Raw genomic sequence first — 16,820 nt, 5'->3', positions numbered from 1 at the left:
GAAGGGAAGACCCGATGAGCCCGACAGTGCGCGCAGCCCTTGTCCAGGCGACCTGGACCGGGGACACCGAAACGATGATCGCCAAGCATGAGGAGCACGCCCGCGCGGCCGCCGCGCAGGGCGCGAAGGTCATCGGTTTCCAGGAGGTCTTCAACGCTCCGTACTTCTGCCAGGTGCAGGACCCCGAGCACTATCGGTGGGCCGAGCCGGTGCCGGACGGCCCGACCGTGCAGCGAATGAGTGCGCTCGCCCGCGAGACCGGCATGGTCATGGTCGTGCCCGTCTTCGAGGTCGAGCAGTCGGGGTTCTACTACAACACCGCCGCCGTCATCGACGCCGACGGCACCTACCTCGGCAAGTACCGCAAGCACCACATCCCGCAGGTGAAGGGCTTCTGGGAGAAGTTCTACTTCCGGCCCGGCAACCTCGGCTGGCCGGTGTTCGACACGGCCGTCGGCCGCGTCGGCGTCTACATCTGTTACGACCGGCACTTCCCGGAGGGCTGGCGTGCCCTCGGCCTGGCCGGTGCCCAGCTCGTGTACAACCCGTCGGCGACCCACCGGGGCCTGTCGTCGTACCTGTGGAAGCTGGAGCAGCCCGCAGCGGCCGTCGCCAACGAATACTTCGTCGCCGCGATCAACCGGGTCGGGGTGGAGGAGTACGGCGACAACGACTTCTACGGCACGAGCTACTTCGTCGATCCGCGCGGCCAGTTCGTCGGGGACGTCGCCTCCGGCAAGGAGGAGGAACTGGTCGTCCGCGACCTGGACTTCGGCCTGATCGACGAGGTCCGACAGCAGTGGGCGTTCTACCGGGACCGCCGCCCGGACGCCTATGGCCCGCTCATCGCGCAGTGACCGGCCGAGCCGAAGAAGAAGGAGGCAGCCGCATGGGGACCACCGTGATCCGCGGCGGGCTGGTCATCACCGCCGCCGACGAGACGAACGCCGACATCCTCATCGAGGCGGGCCGGGTCACCGCGCTCGCCGCGCGTGACAGCGAGGTCGCGCGCGCCTGGGCGGAGTCCGCCGACCGCGTCATCGACGCCACCGGCAGGTACGTCATCCCGGGGGGCGTGGACGCGCACACCCACATGGAGCTCCCGTTCGGCGGCACCTTCGCCTCCGACACGTTCGAGACGGGCACGCGCGCCGCCGCGTGGGGCGGCACCACCACGATCGTGGACTTCGCCGTGCAGACCGTCGGGGAGTCGTTGCGCAGCGGACTCGACGCCTGGCACGCCAAGGCCGACGGGCGGTGCGCCGTCGACTACGCCTTCCACATGATCCTCTCCGACGTGAACGAGGACACGCTGAAGGAGATGGACGGCCTGGTCGACGAGGGCGTCACCAGTTTCAAGCTGTTCATGGCCTACCCCGGCGTCTTCTACAGCGACGACGGCAAGATCCTGCGTGCCATGCAGCGCTCTGCCGGCAACGGCGGCCTGATCATGATGCACGCCGAGAACGGCATCGCCATCGACGTGCTGGTCGAGCAGGCCCTGGCCGCCGGTCGTACCGACCCGCGCTACCACGGTGAGGTCCGCCACACGCTGCTGGAGGCCGAGGCCACGCACCGCGCGATCCAGCTGGCCCGCGTCGCCGGAGCGCCGCTGTACGTCGTGCACGTGTCGGCCCAGGAGGCCGTCGCCGAGCTCGCGCAGGCCCGCGACATGGGCCTGAACGTCTTTGGCGAGACCTGCCCGCAGTACCTCTTCCTGTCCACCGACAACCTCGCCGAGCCGGACTTCGAGGGTGCGAAGTACGTCTGCTCGACGCCGCTGCGGCCCAGGGAGCACCAGGCGTACCTGTGGCGGGGCCTGCGGACCAACGACCTGCAGGTGGTCTCCACCGACCACTGCCCCTTCTGCTTCAAGGGCCAGAAGGAACTCGGCCTCGGCGACTTCTCCAAGATCCCGAACGGTCTGCCGGGCGTGGAGAACCGCATGGACCTGCTCCACCAGGCGGTCGTCGACGGTCACATCTCCCGGCGCCGCTGGATCGAGATCGCCTGCGCCACGCCGGCCCGGATGTTCGGCCTGTATCCCCGCAAGGGCACGATCGCGCCCGGCGCGGACGCCGACATCGTGATCTACGACCCGGACGCCGCCCAGGTCCTGTCGGCCGAGACCCACCACATGAACGTCGACTACTCGGCGTACGAGGGGCGGACCGTCACCGGCCGGGTCCAGACCGTCCTGTCGCGCGGCGAGGTCGTCGTCGACGACCGGTCCTACACCGGCCGGGCCGGTCACGGCCGGTACATCGCCCGCGAGACCTGCCAGTACCTCGGCTGAGAAAGGCGCGCCTCATGGAGTTCGGACTCGTCCTGCAGACCGATCCGCCCGCCTCGGCCGTGATCGAGCTGATGCGCCGCGCCGAGCGAGGCGGCTTCACCTACGGGTGGACCTTCGACTCCGCCGTGCTGTGGCAGGAGCCGTTCGTGATCTACAGCCAGATCCTGGCGCAGACCGAGCGGCTGATCGTCGGCCCGATGGTCACGAACCCCGGCACCCGGACGTGGGAGGTCACCGCCTCGACGTTCGCGACCCTGAACTCCATGTTCGGTGACCGCACGGTGTGCGGCATCGGCCGGGGCGACTCCGCGATGCGGGTGGCGGGCCGGCGGCCGAACACCCTGGCCGTGGTCGAGGAGGCCATGCACGTGATCCGCGAGCTCGCGGAGGGGCGTGCGGCCGAGGTCGACGGCACCTCGATCCGCATCCCCTGGGTGCAGGAGGGCGCCCGGCTGCCGGTCTGGATGGCGGCGTACGGGCCGAAGGCCCTCGCCCTCACCGGCGCGAAGGCCGACGGCTTCATCCTGCAGCTCGCCGACGTGTACCTCACCGAGTGGATGGTCAAGGCCGTCAGGGACGCGGCGGCCGCCGCCGGCCGCGACCCGGCCGACGTCACCATCTGCGTCGCCGCCCCGGCGTACGTCACCGCCGACGACTCACCCGAGGCCCTCGCCCACGCCCGCGACCAGTGCCGCTGGTTCGGCGGCATGGTCGGCAACCACGTCGCCGACCTGGTGAGCAGGTACGGCGAGTCGTCCTCACTCGTGCCCGTCGAGCTCACCACCTACATCAAGGCCCGCCAGGGATACGACTACGCCCATCACGGCCGTTCGGGAAACCCGGACACCGCGTTCGTCCCGGACGAGATCGTCGACCGGTTCTGCCTGATCGGCCCGGCCGAGGCGCACCTCGACAAGCTCGCGGCGCTGCGGGCGCTGGGCGTCGACCAGTTCGCCGTCTACGCCATGCACGACGCCAAGGAGACGACCATCGACGCCTACGGCAAGACGATCATTCCCGCCCTGACCGGCTGACCCCGGCGCGGCCGGCGACCACTCCACAGGCATTGCCCTTGTCCCTGCCCCTCCCCGAGGAGCCGCCCATGACCGCCACCTCGCCACCGCCCGCCGATCCCGCTTTCTCCGGCGGCCGCGTCGAGCTCCCCGCCGGCGTGGCCGCCCCCACCGGCCCGTACGCCAACGAGGACCTGCTGCCCGTCCCGATCGCCAAGCGGAAGTGGACGACTTACAACTTCACCGCGCTATGGGTCGGCATGGCCCACAACCTCGCCTCATGGACGCTCGCCTCCAGCCTGGTCGCGCTCGGCATGGACTGGAAGCAGGCGGTGTTCACCATCGCCCTGGCCAACCTCATCGTCCTCGTTCCGATGCTGCTCACCGGCCACGCCGGGCCGCGCTACGGCATCCCGTTCCCCGTGTTCGCGCGCGCCTCCTTCGGGATCCGCGGGGCGAACCTCCCCGCGCTGGTCCGCGCCGCCGTCGCCTGCGCCTGGTTCGGCATCCAGACCTGGATCGGCGGGTCCGGCATCTTCCTGCTGGCCGGCAAGCTCCTGGGCGACTGGTGGACCGGCTCCGCCCACGTCGGCGGCTATCCCTGGACGCAGTGGCTGTCCTTCGCGCTGTTCTGGGCGCTGCAGATCGGCATCATCATGCGCGGCATGGAGACGCTGCGCCGCTTCGAGAACTGGGCGGCGCCGTTCGTCATCGTCGGGGCGATCGCGCTACTGATCTGGATGAGCGTCAAGGCGGGCGGGTTCGGCCCGATCGTGGACCAGCCGTCGAAACTCGGGTGGGGCGCGGGCTTCTGGAAGGTCTTCTTCCCGGCCCTCATGGGCATGATCGGCTTCTGGTCCACGCTGTCGCTGAACATCCCCGACTTCACGCGGTACGGCGCGAACCAGCGCGCGCAGTTCTGGGGCCAGGCCCTCGGCCTGCCCACCACGATGACCGCGTTCGCGCTCCTGTCGGTGCTGGTGACCTCGGGCTCGCAGGCGGTGTACGGCAAGGCCATCTGGGACCCGATCGAGCTCACCGCGAAGCTCGACAACTGGGCCGGCATCCTCTACGCCCTGGTGACCGTGCTCATCGCGACCCTCTCGGTCAACATCGCAGCCAACGTCGTCTCGCCCGCGTTCGACCTGTCCAACATCGCGCCACGTCACGTCACCTTCCGCACCGGCGCCCTGATCACGGCGGTCATCGGTGTGGTGATCTTCCCGTGGAGGCTGCTGGCCAGCCCGCAGGCGTACATCTTCACCTGGCTCGGCACGGTCGGCGGCCTGCTCGGCACCGTCGCCGGGATCCTCATCGCCGACTACTGGGTGCTGCGCCGCACCCGCCTGGACCTCCCCGACCTGTACCGGTCCGAGGGCCGCTACTGGTACAGCGGCGGCTGGAACTGGCGCGCCGTCGCGGCGTTCGCCGTCGGCGGCGTCCTGGCCATCGGCGGCTCGTACTCGGCGCCCGGCACCGGCCCGTTCCCGGCCGACGGACTGATCCCGCCGCTCAAACCACTGGCCGACTACGGCTGGGCCGTGGGCCTGGCGTCGGCGCTCCTGCTGTACGTCCTGCTGACCCGCCTGTTCCCGGCCACCGGCCGCGCCGTGACCCCCGCCCCTGTCGAGGGCGCTCCGGCCTAGCTCGCGGGGTGCGGCACCCCGGGCCTCGCGCCCGGACGGAATGCTCGGTGAAGGCCGAAGCCAGGAGACGGTCGCGACATGTTCGCCCCGGTTCGCTCCCGCGATCACCGAGCATTCCGCACGCACAGGGGATCAGCCGCCGACCGTGGAAGCCAGGCGGGGATCAACCACACCGTCGCGAAACGCGACCAACGCGGCACTACAGCGGGCGCGTGTCAGAGCGCGGCGGGAGGGGCGCGAGACCGGTCGCGCGCTGGCCCTCGTGGGCGAGGAGGGCGACGTACAGGGAGGTGAGGCGTTCCCAGTCCTCCAGGTCGATGCCGAGCAGCACCTCGATGCGCTGCAGTCGGCGGTAGAGGGTCGGGCGGCTGATATGGAGCGCCTGGGCGGCGAGGGACTTGTTGCGGCCCGCCTCCATGTACGTGCGGAGCACGCCGAGCAGTGAGGGGTTCTCCAGCAGCGGGCCGAGCTCGCGTTCGATGAAGCCCTGCAGCTCCGGGTCGTCCCGCAGGAGCCGCACCAGCCCCCGCAGCCGCACGTCGCCCAGCCGGGCGACCGGCCCGCCGTGCGGCGCCGCCACCGCCGCGTCGGCGACGTGCACCGCCTCGACGAAGGAGCGGCGCACCTCGTCCAGCACCGAGCAGGCGAATCCGGCACCGATCACCGCCTGCCGCCCGCGCAGGGCCAGCGACTCCCGGACGCGCACCGCGACGCGGCACACGGCGGCGTCGGAGTCCTCTCCGTACGGGATGCTCAGCAGCGCGGCCGTGCCCTCCGGGCCGATCCGGGCCACGAGCCCCGCGACCTCCGGGGTCTCCGACACCGCCCGGTCGATCACCTCCGGGGTGTCGTCCCGCTCGGTCTCCACGGAGCCGTCGTCGAGGAGGCGGACCACCAGGGGCACGAACGTGCGGCGGTTCACGGGCAACCCGGCGGCGCGTACGCGGGTGAACAGCTGCTCGGGCCGGGCGGCGCCGGAGGCCAGGTCCAGCAGCAACGCCTCTGCGGCCTGTTCCTCCCAGCCGTGGTCACGGTCGCCCAGCAGGCGGTGCATCGCGAGTGCCTCGGCCGCCCGAGCAGCCAGGAGCTGCCCGAACTCCTCCGAACCGGCGTACCCGAAGAACACCAGACGGCCCCACCGCCGGCCGCGCGCCTCCAGGTCGACGACGATCCACCCGTCGGGTTCGACGGTGACGGGTCCGCTTCCCGCCAGCTCGGCGACCTGCCGGGACACGCGGTCCCAGTCGCGCAGCAGCTCGCTCAGCGACGCCCGGTCACCGGCCGAGGCGAGAACCCGCTGGGCCAGGTTGACCAGCACGACCGGGCAGCCGCCGTAACAGGCGATCTCGTCGAGCAGCTGCTGCAGCGTGGCTCCGGACAGGTTCAGCGCGGTGAGCGAGGACCGGATGTTGTCGGACAGGTTGAGGGCCGCGAACCTGCCGTACAGCAGCCGCGAGTGGACCTCCTCAGTCAGCCGGACGAACGGCGCCGGCCGGTGCAGGACGATCAGCGGCACCCCGCATCGCTCCGCCGCCCGGCGCATGGATTCGGGCGTGGTCCGGAACGCGCGGCCGAGGCCGAGCACGACCGCGGCGACCTCCGCGCGCCGCATGGACTCGATGTAGTCGACCTGTGCCTGGTCGTCCCCGGCCAGCAGCAGGCCGGTGGTCAGCACCATCTCCCCGCCGGCCAGCATGACGGCGACGTCCGTCGCCTCGGCGACGTGCAGCCAGCGCACCGGACGGTCGAGGTGCGCGGCGCCCGCCACGACCTCCGGCCCCCACGTCACCACCAGGTCCAGGCCCAGCACGTCACGGACCGTGAGCCGGGCGGCCGTGGTCTCCGCCTGCCGGACGGCCGGTGTCGGTGTCTGCTCGCTCACGCCGCCGACCTGCTCCTTCACCAGTTCACAAGGCGATGAGGGAGAGACTATGCCCGGGTCTCACGGAATGCCCACCCTCAAGGGCCGCCAAAGGGACGTCGGGCCGGGGATCTCAATCTCGGGGGAGGCCTCGGTGACATGATGGCTCTCGTTATGCCCCGTACGATCACGACACCGTTGGGAGACCGAGGATGACAGAGCGGGCCGACCGGAACATCAAGGCGCTGCGCACCGGCTACGACCGGCTGGCCGCCCGCGTGCGCGGGTTCGGCGACGCCGACCTCGCCCGCCCGTCGGGAGCGTCCGAGTGGGACGTCTCCCAGGTGCTGAGCCACCTGGGCAGCGGCGCCGAGATCTTCCTCGCCGCTCTCGACGGCGCGCTGAGCGGCAAGGGCCATCCCGGCGCGGAGTTCAACCAGACCGTCTGGGCTCGGTGGGACGCGATGTCGCCGGCCGAACGGGCCGAGGGGTTCCTGCGCTCGAACGACACGCTGGTCACCCGCTGCGAGGAGTTCGACGCTGCGACCAGGGAAGGGTTGCGCGTCGATCTGGGGTTCCTGCCCGCCCCGGTGGACCTCGCCACCGTGACGGGCCTGCGCCTCACCGAGTTCACGCACCACGCCTGGGACATCGAGGTCGCGTTCGACCCGGCTGCGACCCTGGCGCCGGAGGCCACCGACCTGCTGATCGACCAGGCCGGCATGCTGATCGGCTTCCTCGGCAGGCCCGACGCCCTCGGTGGCCGCCAGGTGACCGCCCAGATCCGGACGACCGCCCCGGAGCGATCGTTCGGCCTCGGCGTACGCGACGCGGTGGCGCTCGCGGAATCCCCCGCCCGGCCCGACGGGGTCCTCACCGCCCCTGCCGAGTGGTGGCTCCGTCTCGTCACCGGCCGGCACGCCCCCGCGCACACGCCGGACTCGGTCACGCTCGACTCGGACACGATCACGCTCGACGACCTGCGCCGGGTCTTCCCGGGCTTCTGAGTTCGCACACCATGCGGCCTTCTCCCGACGTCCTGACCCGCTCGGCGCCCGCTCCGGACGCCACGGTGGCCTACGGACGCCTGCCGGACCAGGTCGCCGACCTGCGGTTCCCCCGGGGCGACCGCGCGGCGCGGACTCCGCTCGTGGTCATCGTGCACGGCGGCTTCTGGCGTTCCCGGTTCGACCGGGCGCACACCGGCCCGATGGCCGACGACCTGGCCTCCCGCGGATTCGCTACGGCCGCGATCGAGTACCGGCGTGTCGGGCAGGACGGGGGCGGCTGGCCGGGCACCTTCGACGACGTCGCCCGCGCCGTCGACACCGTGCCGGCGCTCGCGGCCGAGGCCGTCCCGGGCGGGATCGGCGACGTCGTGCTCCTCGGCCACTCTGCGGGAGGGCACCTCGCGCTGTGGGCGGCATCTCGCGCAGGCCTGCCCGCGTCGGCCACCTGGCGTCTCCCCGAGCCTCCGGCCGTGCGCGGCGTCGTCGCGCTCGCTCCCGTGGCCGCCCTCGCCGCGGCGTCGGAGCTGGGCCTGAGCAACGGCGCCGCCGACGGTCTGCTGGGCGGCCCGGCGGCCGGGCTCCCCGAACGCACCGCGCTCGCCGACCCGTCGGCGCTGCTGCCCTCCTCGATCCCGTCCGTGCTGGTCCACGGGTCGGCGGACGACGCCGTCCCGGTCGATCAGTCGCGGTCGTACGCGCGGGCGGCTCAGACGGCGGGAGACGACTGCACTCTCACCGAGCTGCCCGGCGTCGGCCACTTCGCGGTGATCGACCCGCTGACGGACGCCTGGCCGGTCGTGCTGGGGGCGCTGTCCCGTCTCCTCGGATCCGAGCCCGCAGGATGATCGCCGACGGTCAGGCGTTCTTGCGGGCGACGCCGGCCAGCAGTTTCCCGCCAGCGACGAGCGGCTCGTCGGCTCGCCACGTGAAGATGTCGACCACGCCGGGCTCCAGCAGTTCCAGTCCGTCGAAAAAACGCTCGACCCGCTCCCGGGAGTGCAGAGTCAGCCCGGAGGAGACACCCGTGTAGCTCCCTGTGATCACTTCGACCTCCTCGGCGGAGAACCCCTCCGAGGAGGTCGTGCTGATGACCAGGTGGCTGCCGGGCGACATCCGGGCACGCAGCGCCGCGAGGACACCGTCCGGGTTCTCCGCGTCGGAGACGAAGTGCAGCACCGCCAGGCACAGCACGCCGACCGGCCGGTCGAAGTCGATGAGCTCCCGCACCTCGGGATGGTCCAGGATCTCATGCGGCCGGCGGATGTCGCCCTCGATCGCAACGACGCCCTCGGGCCTGGCCCGCAGCGCCCGGTTGTGCGCCATCACGATCGGGTCGTGGTCGACGTACACCACGCGGGCGTCCGGGTGGATCCGCCGCGCCACCTCGTGCGTATTGGGAGAGGTGGGGATGCCGGTGCCGAGGTCGATGAACTGCCGGACCCCCGCCTCCGCCAAGACGCGGACCGCCCGGACCATGAAGCGACGGTTCCCCTGCGCCATGGCCTTGGCGCCCGGCGACGCCTCCAGCAGCCGCGCCGCCGCCTCCCGGTCCGCCGCGAAGTTGTCCTTGCCGTCCAGCAGGAAGTCGTAAATGCGTGCAGTGCTCGGGGTGTTCACGTCGATGACGCTGCCGTCGCTCACCCCTCCATGATCACCTGGATCTGCACATACCGTGATCATTTTCGCGAAACCGGTCCGGACACGCGACGGCCAACCTGGGCATTCCTGGCCGTTCCGGGCATAGTCCGGTACGGCGGTATCTGTCCAGCTCAGCTCCGCGAAACACACTCATCGCGGCATGAGAGTGACTTCGGGCCGTGCGAGACCAGAGCGTCGATCACGACTACGAGTACCTTGGAGGCGTCCGGCTACGACAGGTCCACCCAACTCGGCCCCCGTTCGCGGTATCTGGGCCGATAGCCTGCACATGTGCAGAAGGCGGCGTCCGGGAGCGACCACGATGGCTGACGACGATGACGTCCGCCGGTTGGCGCTTGCGCTACCTCACGTGGTCGAGATCGACAGCGACGGCTTCGATTTCCGGGTCGCCGGCAAAGGGTTCGTCTGGTCCTACCCCGAGCGCAGACCGGGTAAGCCGCGCGTCATCCGGACCGACATCGCCGTACTGTACGTCGGCGACGAGGCGGAGAAGCAGGCGTTGCTGCTCGGCGAGCCGGAACGCTTCTTCACCACGCCCGCCTACGACGGAATGCCTCTGGTCATGCTGTGGCTGGAAAAAGTGGACCTCGACCATCTGGAAGAACTCGTCACCGACGCCTGGCGCATGCGTACGCCGGACACGCTCGTCGGCGACCTTGACGCCGCGGCCGATTCGCCCACCCCAGGTCCAGGATGAGCGGAGCCGGCCGGGAGCCGAGATAGCCATCACCTCGTGACGGTGATCGACGTGAACGGCCACCATCGGCGTGGCAACGCAGGGGCGTGGGCAGGGGGCACGGGGAGACTCGAACTCCCAGGATTAGCAGCCGACCACCGGCTGTGAACGACGAGACGTCGTATGGACGTACGTAGTGCCGGTGAACTGCTACCTACCAACTGGTTTAACGTGCCATTGTAGGCGCGGGAGGAGTCGAACCCCAGACCGCGATCGGTCGATGACTCTACGTTTTTGAGGTCACCGGATTTCGTCCGCGATCTTCCGCGTTACGCACCCTTGGTGACCCCGGTTCGGCCACGGCCTTGCGCCCTCGAACCGGGGCCCTAGGAGATGCCGAATCTATGGGCGGCAGGTAGGGCTCACACCAGTCCCTGACCTTCACTCCGCAACCGAGGCCGAACAGATCCCCCGTCACGGACGCACATCGCCCCGCCATCTCCTGCTCTAGATGAAGGCGACTCTCACCACCTTCACGAAAACCCTGTTCTGCTTCAGAGGGCGACGGAAGTACCCCCATGAGTCGGTGAGGGCTTCAACGAGGTGCAGCCCCCGGCCGCCCTCGTCCAGGTCGTCGGCGTCGCGGAGCACGGGCATAGCCTTGGGGCATCTGTCGATCACGTCGAAGATGCAGCCCTTTCGGTGACACTCGAAACGCACCGCGAAGTAGCCTCCCGCGGAGGTGCCGTGCCGTATCGCGTTGGTTGCAAGCTCCGAGATCACCTCTTCAGCGTTCTCGATGAGGTCCTTGCGGTCACAGGCGGTGAGGCATTCGCGTACGAATACCCGTGCCAGCCGCGCGGCCGATGGCTCGGCGCGGTAGATCCGTAGTTCTCCGGTGTCAGTCGGGGGAACCCACGCCCCCGGCTTCTCCAGGTCCAGAACGTCCATGTTTCGCCCGATCTCCTGATGGGCCTCCGTAACTTGCCCCCTAATAATGGCGGGAAAGAGTTACCCTATGGCGTACGAGGTCGACATTTCTTACCCGAGGAGATCCCCGTGGTCGACAAGAACGCAATCAACCCGTACGACTCACTGTGGGATTGGATGGCCTTTGACCTGCGGCTATATCGCACCCGGCGGAGCATGACACTCCCGGAGCTCGGGGAAATACTCGGCGTACGCAAGCAAACAATCAACGGATACGAGTCAGGTATTAGCAAGATCAACGATGGCCAGGCGGCACAGCTAGACGAGATATGGGACACGGGGGGCCATTTTCACCGTCTACACCACTTCGCCCGCTCCGGGCATGATCCCGACTGGTTCAAGGCGTACACGCAACTCGAAGTCCGCGCGGCCATGATCAAGCTGTACGAGGCGCTTCTCGTACCCGGTCTGTTCCAGACGCCTGAGTACGCTCGCGCCGTACTGATAGCCGGGGGCACGCGCGGACTCGATGACATGGTCAACCAGCGGATAGCCCGTCAGAAGGTTCTGACGCGCGTAGACCCGCCGGTACTTTCCGTACTTCTTGACGAAGGAGTGATCGACCGTCCCGTGGGCGGACGGGATGTGATGCGCGCCCAACTCGCAAGGCTCCTGGAGCTCAGCGAGTCGCCCAATGTCATGCTTCGCGTGGTGCCACGCACCGCCGGGGCGCACGTCGGCCTCGACGGCAGCTTCAAGATCATAACGGCGGACCGCCAGGACTTCGCCTTCACGGAAGCCAACGGCGGAGGTCGGCTCGTATCTCCCGGCACGGAGGTGGATGTGTTCAAGGTATGGTTCGAAACGATCGGGGCCGATGCCCTTCCCCAAGGTCCGTCGCGGGCTCTCATCACACAGGCCATGGAGCGCATGACATGATCGACTTCCGCAAGAGCACATACAGCGGGACGCAGGGCGGCGACTGCGTCGAGGTCGCGGCCGGTGAGCGCGACGAGTTCGAGCAAGCCTGACACTCCCGCATTCACGGCCCCCGCTTCGGCGGGGGCTTCGTTCGTTGTAGGGCTCTGCCTGAGATCGACTCCTTTTGATGAAGCCGCTCCTGAGACGGGATGACCGGCGCGTGCTCGGCGGATGACCGCCGTGTTGGTCAGCGTGCGGCGCGGGTGCCGCGACGGTGGCCGATCCGGATCCCGCCCAGTACCAGGTCGACCAGGAAGACCAGGATGCCGATGATCAGTAGGAAGAAGAGGCCTTTCACCACGAATCCGGCGATGCCGAGTCCGATCGCCACGATGATGAGGGCCAGGAACAGCGTCATATCACAGCCTCCTCCACGGTAGTCCCTGCTCAGAGCCATACCCGCCGGGCGACGGGGTACGAGCCCGGACGCGTTACTCCGGCCCCGCACCGGGTAGCGCTCGGGGAAAAGGCAGGTGAGGAGACGGCCATGGCGAAGGACAAAGGCGAGTCGATGACCGACGCGCTCGACGACGTGAGGGAGCAGACCGTACGCCTGGTCCGCAAGGAGCTGGCGGTCGTCCAGCAGGAGATGGTCGACAGCGCCGCGAGGGCGAAGAGCGGGATGATGCTGCTCGGTGGCGGCGGCGCGCTGATGGCGTACGGAACGGGCGCGGTGGTGGCCGGAACGGTCGCCGCGCTGCACCGGAGGCTTCCGCCGTGGGCCTCCGCCATCGTGGTCGGCGGTGGGTTGATCTCCGCCGGGGGCGCGCTGGCGGTGGCCGGGCGGCGTGAACTGCGGCAGGCGTTCCCGGTGGTGTCGAAGGAGTCCACCACGAGGATCAAGGAGGACGCCCTCGACATCATGGACCGGGCACTTCCGTAGCCGGACGGGGTGCCCGCCCCTCCCGGAGCGTGGGAAGAGCGGGCGCCTGTTCGACTCTCGGTTACTCGATTCCGAAGCCGGTGAACTCCGCGCCGGAGATCCGGCCTGAGGCGTCCCCGGTGACGGCCGCCGCCGAGAGGCCGACGTCCTGTGTGGCCGCCGCGCTCGGCACCTGGGCGGTGGCGACCTGCTGCCAGGTCTTGCCGTCGAGGCTGAACGATCCGGTGAACGTCGCGCCGGACCGTACTAGTTTGAGCTGCACGGGGTAGCCGGAGAAACCGGTGTTCAGCGTGGTGTCCAGGTAGCCGTCGCCGTTGGCGTCCCACTGCATGACGACGCCGTTGGCGGGTGTGGCGGCCAGGATCACGTACCCGGGGCTCTTGGCGGACAGGTCGTTGCGGACGACGATGCCGGCCTTGGCCCAGACACCCGTCGGGTCCTGCCGTGTGACCTTGGTCGTCACCGTCATGGCCTCCTTGCCCGCGCCCTTGCGGTAGAGGGCGCCGAACTGATCCGTGCGTCCCCACTGATCCTTGCCGTCGGCGAAGACGGCGTACCGGTCGCCGAGCTGCCCGACGTGGGCGGCGGTGCTCGCGACGGACCGGTATTCGGCCGACGGCGCCGCGAAGGCGGTGAGGGTCGCCGAGCCGCTCGCCTTCCCGGTGCCGCCCGCGCCGTCCGCGAAGGTCGCTGAGGCGCCGACGCTCACGGTCGGGTCGGGGTCGGGAAGCGTCGCGGGCGGGGTGAGCGTCCAGGAGGCGGTCGCCGAGGCGCCCGGCTCGATGGTGCCGAGAACGGCCGGGTCCTGCGGCGTCGCCGTCCAGCCGTCCGGCGCGGCGAGGGTCACCTTCGTTCCCGTCACCGCGAGACAGCCGGTGTTGGTCACCTTGCCGGTGACGGCGGCCTTACCGCCGCCGTCGACGTACGGCGAACCGGGTGACAGCTCGAGTGTCGCGGTCGGCGGCGTGGCCTTCGACGGGGCGCGGACGTCGACCTCGACCGTGTGCGTGGGCGCCGCCGACCCGAGCCCGATGCCGATCGTGTAGTGCCCTGGGGCGCACAGCTGAGGGGAGAACGCCACGGGCACGGTGCCCTCGTCGTGGTGGCCGAAGGAGACGATCCGCGCGGGGGTGGTGAACCCGATCCCCCGGGCGAACGTCGTCGTGTCGGTCTGGGTCGCCTGGCCGTTCACGTAGAGCACGACACGGGGGTCGGCGAGGTAGCCGGCTCCCCCGTCGTTGACCACCGTCCCGGTGACCGACAGCGGCGCACCCGCCTCGATGGCGCGGTGATCGGCCTTGACGGCGGTGACCGTGGCGTCGATCGGCGACGTCATCCGCTGGTAGTTCGCCTCGTAGTCCGCGGCCGCGTGGGCGACGCCGAGCTGCGGCACGGATCGTGTCCTCGTCCAGTTGAGCCGGATCACGCTCGCCTGCCGGGGCGACGTCAGGGTGACCTGGTGCCCGGAAATCCGGCCGGCGCGGTGGCCGTCCACGGTCACCGAGGTGAGGGCGGTCCCGTCCGGCGCCGAGATCACGACGTTGTCCGGGGTGCCGCGGGTCGGCGGCGTGAGGCGCATCGTGGCGCCCTTCCCGTCGACGGTCGCGGTGTAGGACATCGGCCCGAAGTCGGTGTCCCCGGTGAAGCCCAGGGTCTGGCCGGGCCTGCTCCACTGCGGCGACCAGACGTTCGCCAGGTGCAGGGACCCGTCCGACGCCTCATTGGCGAGCATGTCGCGCAGGAAGGTCAGGTACTTGCCGGCGAACTCGGCGTGCGGCTGGGTCTGGTCGGTCGACGACCACCCCCAGCGCTGGGCCGAGGCCATGCCCTCCGAGGCCATGTGCGTGGCGGAGGTGTGCGTCAGCAGGGAGTACAGCGACGACAGTGCCGCGTCCTGGTCCCCGCGAAGGATGTCGGTGATCGACAGCGACATCGGCGTGTAGGAGTGCAGGGTGCTCTCCACGCCGCCGGACGGGTAGCCGAAGATGCCCTCGAACATCTTGCGCCGCCAGACGGCCAGGCTCTTGGTGATCCACGGGTCGTCCGGGCGGAAGGCGTTCGCGGGCCAGACGGCCTCGAGGTTGCCCCAGTCGATCCCGTACACGCCGCCGTACCAGCCGTCGCGGACGCCCGGCGCAGCCATGCCCTCGGTCGTGGGCGGGATGACGCCCAGCTTCTTCACCTGCGGGGCGAGCTTGGACCGCAGGATGCCGATGTACTGGGTGCGGCGCTGTTTCCACGTCGCGGCGGTCGCGCCGTCGCCGACCGCCTCGGCGATCTTCGCGGCCCCCTCCTCGCCGGCGATGTTCCACAGGTCGTAGGTGAGCACGTGCCCGCGGACGCCTTCGTCGTCCTTCATCGTGGAGGCGGGGAACAGGCCGTCGTCGGACTGCCAGTACTGCCGGCGGATCTGCCACTCCCAGTCCATCGCCCGCTGGACGGCGGGCCAGACCTGGCGGGCGAATTCGGTGTCATGGGTGCGTTGGTAGTAGTTGGCGAACGCCCACAGGGCCTCCCCGTTGCCGTCGTACTGCCCCGACTGGGAGATGAACTGCCCGGTGTCGGACTGCCAGTCGAGCATCTCGAGCGTGACCTGCTTGGCGACGGCGGTGAAGCCGGCGTTCAGGATGCCGTCGATGTCGAAGGCCGTGTCGCGCAGCCAGTAGTGGGCGTAGACGGTCGGGTTGGCGTTCCAGTAGTACCGGCCGTCGACGACGTTCATCAGGATGAGGGAGAACGCCAGGTTGGCCTTGTAGGCGTCCAGCACCTTCGTCTCGGCGCCGCTGCCGGGGACCTGGAGGACCGTCCCGGCCTGGTCGAGCGTACGGTGCCAGAACTGCGCGGTCTGCTGCTCGTACCGGTCGTAGTCCGTGCCCTTGATCGGCGCGGTGTCGGAGTCCTGCCCGACGAAGTAGGGCATCGCGAAGGTGAGCGTCCGGGTCTGGTGGGGTTCCAGCGTGACGTCGTAGTCCTGGGTGCCGCCGTCGACGCCGCTCGGCGTCTGCCCGGAGACCAGGAGGAGCTTCCCGTCGCCGCCGTAGACGCGCTGGTCGTCGTCCCAGCCCGGATTCGCGGGTTTGCTCGGGCCGGAGTTGCCGTTCAGCGCGCCGATGCCCTTGGTGAGGTCGAGGGTGGCCGAGAACCGGTGCGTGACCGGCGAGGAGCCCGGGTTGGTGAGGCTGACCTTGACGAAGTTCACCATGTTGTCGACGTCGGCCGTCACCTTCTTGGCCGGCAGACCGTACGACTGGGTGAAGGGGACCTTGGCGACGCCGGGCACCTTGGCGGCGAAGAACCGGATCGCGTGCTGGACACCGCCGGAGTCGAACTGTTCCGACAGGATCGGCAGGTACCCGTCCACCCAGGTCTTGACCCGCTGGTTCACGGGGGTCCGCGACGAGCCGGTGGCGAACGTCAGCGCGGCGTACCCGGTCTGCAGGTAGCCCTCGGGCGTGATGATCGATCGTTCCGGGCCGCCGTACACACCGATGGCGGCACGGGGGTACCGGTACCAGTCGAACGCCTCGTTCGGGTCGTCCCTGACCGGCGGCAGGGTCTGCTGCTGCGCCGGTGTCTCCAGCACCCCGTACGGGGCGCGCCGGTAGTCGTTGTAGGCGTTGCCGTAGCCGGAGGCTCCGGTCGTCGCGTGGACGATCGCGGGCCGGGAGGGAGCGGCGGGGCGCGGGGTGGCCGCCCGGCCGGGCGGGGCGAGGCCGAGCGTGAGGATCAGGGGGGTGGCGAGTGCGAGGGCGTGGCGGAGGAACGATCGCATGGCGAACCTGCCTTCTGGGGCGGAAGACGCGGAACGGCGGAGGCGGAAACGGCCGGTGTTCTCCAGACACCGTGGCCACTCGGCGGATATTTA

15 protein-coding genes are annotated in these 16,820 nt (G+C 69.9%); 10 read left to right on the top strand and 5 right to left on the bottom strand.

Going from position 1 to position 16,820, the window contains the following annotated elements; translation table 11 throughout:
• Positions 1-14 precede the first annotated feature (14 nt).
• The 4 genes from NE236_RS01630 (at position 15) to NE236_RS01615 (ending at position 4,955) form a co-directional block, all read left to right on the top strand.
• Positions 15-857 carry a nitrilase-related carbon-nitrogen hydrolase gene (locus NE236_RS01630; RefSeq protein ID WP_252839951.1) on the top strand — a complete coding sequence of 281 codons (843 nt, stop codon included), beginning with the start codon at positions 15-17 and terminating at the stop codon, positions 855-857.
• A 32-nt stretch (positions 858-889) separates the two neighbouring features.
• Entirely contained in the window at positions 890-2,296 is a 1,407-nt protein-coding gene (gene hydA, locus NE236_RS01625) for a dihydropyrimidinase (RefSeq protein ID WP_252839950.1), read from the top strand.
• 14 nt (positions 2,297-2,310) lie between these two features.
• Positions 2,311-3,330 carry a TIGR03842 family LLM class F420-dependent oxidoreductase gene (locus NE236_RS01620; protein WP_252839949.1) on the top strand — a complete coding sequence of 340 codons (1,020 nt, stop codon included), beginning with the start codon at positions 2,311-2,313 and terminating at the stop codon, positions 3,328-3,330.
• Positions 3,331-3,398: 68 nt separating this feature from the next.
• Positions 3,399-4,955 (top strand): NCS1 family nucleobase:cation symporter-1, encoded by a 1,557-nt coding sequence (locus NE236_RS01615; protein ID WP_252839948.1) that lies wholly within the window; start codon positions 3,399-3,401, stop codon positions 4,953-4,955.
• Between the two features lie 199 nt (positions 4,956-5,154).
• Here NE236_RS01615 and NE236_RS01610 read toward each other — a convergent pair whose 3' ends face one another.
• A complete protein-coding gene (locus NE236_RS01610; protein WP_252839947.1) occupies positions 5,155-6,837 on the bottom strand; it encodes a PucR family transcriptional regulator in 1,683 nt (560 codons plus the stop codon).
• 191 nt (positions 6,838-7,028) lie between these two features.
• On the opposite strand from NE236_RS01610, the gene NE236_RS01605 reads away from it, so the two are divergent.
• Together NE236_RS01605 and NE236_RS01600 are read left to right on the top strand one after the other, a co-directional pair.
• Positions 7,029-7,823 carry a maleylpyruvate isomerase family mycothiol-dependent enzyme gene (locus tag NE236_RS01605; protein ID WP_252839946.1) on the top strand — a complete coding sequence of 265 codons (795 nt, stop codon included), beginning with the start codon at positions 7,029-7,031 and terminating at the stop codon, positions 7,821-7,823.
• 11 nt (positions 7,824-7,834) lie between these two features.
• Positions 7,835-8,671 (top strand): alpha/beta hydrolase, encoded by an 837-nt coding sequence (locus tag NE236_RS01600; RefSeq protein WP_252839945.1) that lies wholly within the window; start codon positions 7,835-7,837, stop codon positions 8,669-8,671.
• A gap of 10 nt (positions 8,672-8,681) precedes the next feature.
• Here the strand turns inward: NE236_RS01600 and NE236_RS01595 are convergent, their stop codons facing one another.
• Positions 8,682-9,467 carry an SAM-dependent methyltransferase gene (locus tag NE236_RS01595; protein ID WP_252839944.1) on the bottom strand — a complete coding sequence of 262 codons (786 nt, stop codon included), beginning with the start codon at positions 9,465-9,467 and terminating at the stop codon, positions 8,682-8,684.
• Positions 9,468-9,786: 319 nt separating this feature from the next.
• Between NE236_RS01595 and NE236_RS01590 the strand changes: the two genes are divergently transcribed.
• Positions 9,787-10,182 carry an MmcQ/YjbR family DNA-binding protein gene (locus NE236_RS01590; RefSeq protein ID WP_252839943.1) on the top strand — a complete coding sequence of 132 codons (396 nt, stop codon included), beginning with the start codon at positions 9,787-9,789 and terminating at the stop codon, positions 10,180-10,182.
• A 486-nt stretch (positions 10,183-10,668) separates the two neighbouring features.
• On the opposite strand, the gene NE236_RS01585 is transcribed toward NE236_RS01590, so the two are convergent.
• Positions 10,669-11,112: an ATP-binding protein gene (locus NE236_RS01585; protein WP_252839942.1), complete on the bottom strand. Its 444-nt coding sequence runs from the start codon at positions 11,110-11,112 to the stop codon at positions 10,669-10,671.
• Between the two features lie 108 nt (positions 11,113-11,220).
• Between NE236_RS01585 and NE236_RS01580 the strand changes: the two genes are divergently transcribed.
• Both NE236_RS01580 and NE236_RS01575 read left to right on the top strand, forming a co-directional pair.
• On the top strand, positions 11,221-12,030 hold the full coding sequence (locus NE236_RS01580) for a helix-turn-helix domain-containing protein (RefSeq protein ID WP_252839941.1): 810 nt from the start codon (positions 11,221-11,223) through the stop codon (positions 12,028-12,030).
• A complete protein-coding gene (locus NE236_RS01575) occupies positions 12,027-12,122 on the top strand; it encodes a DUF397 domain-containing protein (protein WP_252839940.1) in 96 nt (31 codons plus the stop codon). Before NE236_RS01580 ends, NE236_RS01575 begins: the two co-directional genes overlap by 4 nt.
• A gap of 137 nt (positions 12,123-12,259) precedes the next feature.
• Here NE236_RS01575 and NE236_RS01570 read toward each other — a convergent pair whose 3' ends face one another.
• Positions 12,260-12,430 (bottom strand): hypothetical protein, encoded by a 171-nt coding sequence (locus tag NE236_RS01570; RefSeq protein WP_252839939.1) that lies wholly within the window; start codon positions 12,428-12,430, stop codon positions 12,260-12,262.
• A gap of 129 nt (positions 12,431-12,559) precedes the next feature.
• On the opposite strand from NE236_RS01570, the gene NE236_RS01565 reads away from it, so the two are divergent.
• On the top strand, positions 12,560-12,955 hold the full coding sequence (locus tag NE236_RS01565; RefSeq protein ID WP_252839938.1) for a phage holin family protein: 396 nt from the start codon (positions 12,560-12,562) through the stop codon (positions 12,953-12,955).
• Positions 12,956-13,016: 61 nt separating this feature from the next.
• On the opposite strand, the gene NE236_RS01560 is transcribed toward NE236_RS01565, so the two are convergent.
• On the bottom strand, positions 13,017-16,727 hold the full coding sequence (locus NE236_RS01560) for an NEW3 domain-containing protein (RefSeq protein ID WP_252839937.1): 3,711 nt from the start codon (positions 16,725-16,727) through the stop codon (positions 13,017-13,019).
• Between the last annotated feature and the right edge of the window lie 93 nt (positions 16,728-16,820).

The organism is Actinoallomurus purpureus, assembly GCF_024055795.1.
Classification (GTDB): domain Bacteria; phylum Actinomycetota; class Actinomycetes; order Streptosporangiales; family Streptosporangiaceae; genus Actinoallomurus; species Actinoallomurus purpureus.
The sequence above is the reverse complement of the archived record's forward strand: the minus strand, read 5'-3'. Positions and strand labels throughout refer to the sequence as shown.